Raw genomic sequence first — 2,635 nt, 5'->3', positions numbered from 1 at the left:
TGCAGGCATTAAGTATTATGGAAAAGGCCGGAGCCATTCCTGCGGCCGATCTGAATGCTTTTAAAAATTGGTTCAGTACTTACCTGCAGTGGCTTACCACGCATCCTTACGGCAAAGATGAAATGAATGCGGCCAATAATCATGGCACCTGCTGGGTAATGCAGGTAGCGGCGTTTGCACGTTTTGTCAATAACCGCGAGTGGCTGGACTTTTGCATTAATCGTTATAAAACGGTGTTGCTACCTGCGCAAATGGCTGATGATGGCAGCTTTCCACGGGAACTGAAACGTACTAAACCTTACGGCTACTCGTTGTTTAATCTCGATGCCATGAGTACTGTTTGCCAGTTGCTGAGTACGAAAGAAAATAATTTGTGGCAGTATACCCTGGAAAATGGCCGGAGCATTGCCAAAGGCATTGCGTTCCTGTCTCCCTATGTAAAAAATAAAAATAGCTGGCCCTATGCGCATGACGTAATGTACTGGGATAACTGGCCGGTGGCGCAGCCTTTTCTCCTTTTCGGTGCAGCAGCCATGCAAAAGGCTGATTATTACCGTTTATGGCGGTCACTGGAGCAGGATCCGACAGAGGAAGAAGTGCTACGGAACCTCCCTGTACGAAACCCTGTTATCTGGTTCTGAGCACTTTAGAATTTACAATTAATTAAGATTCGGTTGATATATTTTGTTAATGTAATTGCTTAACTTTAGGGGACTATACACTATGTTTAAACTTTAGAGATATGAGTTGGATGAACGACTTGTATGTAATTTACCAGAAACTGGATGCCACCGGTTGTGAAGAGGTAAAGCATAACATTCTTAAAGCCCAGATTGACGGCTGTAACAGAGGCGAAATTTACTTCCTGGTTTTACAACAATTGGTACGTATAAAAACAGACAAAGCGCCTGTTTATGAATTGATTAAGGGAGAAGTGGAAAATATTATCCATTGTAGTAAAGGACAATACCTGAGTTAATTATTTTAATTCTTCTATCAGTTTTTGCACTTTGAGGTGATTGGGAGCACCGGGTGGAATTTTTAATAGCCACTCCTGGCATTGCTGCTGACGCCCTTCTTTCAGATAACTCAAGGCCATATAGAAGGCTGCATCATTGCGAAGATCGCTGCTGTTGTTGTAAACGGCCAGCAGGTCTTTACGCGCATTTTCCAATTGGTTTTGATCTATCAGTGCTACACCACGGTAATAGCGGGCGTATAAATTGCCCGGATTCGTGTTGAGGGCATTGTTCAGTAATAATATGGCTTCATTGAAATGGCCGTGGTTAAACTGTTTAATGGCTTCTTCCGGCAGGCGTAAGCTGTCGATATCGGGTATTTGCATTTCGGTAGACGCAAACTGCCGGTAAATGTTTTTTCTCCACGGGCTCACATACAGCAGGATGGCCATGCCTGCCGCTATCAGCGCGGTGAGGATCACGTAATTTCGAATGGGAATAGTGGAGTTGTCTTTCAGGGTGTACCAGGCATTGCGATGGGTAAACAACAAATGTTGCAGCTCATCCCGGCCGGCGTCGCCGCATATTTTTTGTGCCAGCAGCTGACGGACAATATCAAATCTTTTCACCTGCTGATTGAGCAATGCATCTGTTTGCAACCGCTCTGTAAAGGCTTTCCTGTCTGCTTCCGTCATTTGCCCACTGAGGAAACGGTCTGTTTCCAGCAGGTCTTTTTCAGAAAGACTATTGGCTTTTAACTTGGTATCTATATCTCTGAACAGGCTGCGATAGCAGGCCGCTCTGCGTTCCGGCAATGCAGCCACAGGTATTTTTGTTTCGGCAGCAATGTCTTCCTGCAAACAACCTTCTGTCAGCGACCAGCGGAGTAATTCTTTGCATTCATCGGATAATGCGAGGTAGTAGTGGTAGGCCAGTCTTCTTTTTTCTCCTTCTTTCAGCACATCTTCCACGTCCTGGATATCATCTCTGCTCATGGTAGATAGTTCTTCCGCTTCCAGGCCGGGAATACGTTGTCCGCGTCTTTCCAGTTCCTGTTCCCAGATGCGCTTGCAAAGCAGTTGCAGAAAGGGTTCGAACTCGGTTACTTTGAGAGGATGACGGCGTGCAAAGTAGTAGATGTCCATGAGGGCTTCTTCAAAGATATGGGCGGCATCTTTTACATGGCCGCTTTTCTGCAAAATGAATCGCTTTTCCTTTGAAGCAAACCGTTGGTAGATACTTTCTATTACTCCTGGCTGATGGTGAAGCAATCCCTCAATATATTCCTGGTCGTTATGAAATAATGGTTCAGGTGACATACATATCGTTTTTGCCTGGTTCGTCTGTACTAAAAATATTAAACCTAACGGAAGTGACCTAATTATTTATTCTGTCTGCATGCAAATGCGGTGCCTGCGCGGTGGAACTTGTATGGAAGTTAAGTATCTTGCCGGACATAGTAGCGAGAGCCGACAGTATCCATTTTAATATGTATCAACCGCAGCAGGATGTCAGTGATCTGATATCAAGATATATACAGTCCCCACACAACCCGCTTTTACAGGAACAAGTAGCTGCATTAATAGCGGCCGGTCCTGAGCAGGCGGCCTATGTGGAAAGCCGGTTGACCGCCTGGTTGGGGGAGGGTATTGCTGTTCCTGTGATTCCGGCAGCTG

At 45.5% G+C, this 2,635-nt stretch carries 4 protein-coding genes; 3 read left to right on the top strand and 1 reads right to left on the bottom strand.

Going from position 1 to position 2,635, the window contains the following annotated elements:
* The coding region (locus VIP81_RS02395) for an alginate lyase family protein (protein ID WP_331956880.1) at window positions 1-641 on the top strand (641 nt) is incomplete at its 5' end.
* Between the two features lie 101 nt (window positions 642-742).
* Entirely contained in the window at window positions 743-979 is a 237-nt protein-coding gene (locus VIP81_RS02390) for a hypothetical protein (RefSeq protein WP_331956879.1), read from the top strand.
* Here the strand turns inward: VIP81_RS02390 and VIP81_RS02385 are convergent, their stop codons facing one another.
* Entirely contained in the window at window positions 980-2,278 is a 1,299-nt protein-coding gene (locus VIP81_RS02385; protein ID WP_331956878.1) for a hypothetical protein, read from the bottom strand.
* 101 nt (window positions 2,279-2,379) lie between these two features.
* Between VIP81_RS02385 and VIP81_RS02380 the strand changes: the two genes are divergently transcribed.
* The coding region (locus VIP81_RS02380) for a hypothetical protein (protein ID WP_331956877.1) at window positions 2,380-2,635 on the top strand (256 nt) is incomplete at its 3' end.

The sequence above is a fragment of the Chitinophaga sp. genome (assembly GCF_036566945.1).
Classification (GTDB): Bacteria; Bacteroidota; Bacteroidia; order Chitinophagales; family Chitinophagaceae; genus Chitinophaga.
Note: the sequence above shows the minus strand (reverse complement) of the source record. Positions and strands in the feature narration are given on the sequence as shown.

What these genes read in the sequence shown, in the direction of transcription:
- VIP81_RS02390 (WP_331956879.1), top strand. Translation starts at nt 743, where the DNA reads ATGAGTTGGATGAACGACTTGTATGTAATTTACCAGAAACTGGATGCC.
- VIP81_RS02385 (WP_331956878.1), bottom strand. Translation starts at nt 2,278, where the DNA reads ATGTCACCTGAACCATTATTTCATAACGACCAGGAATATATTGAGGGA.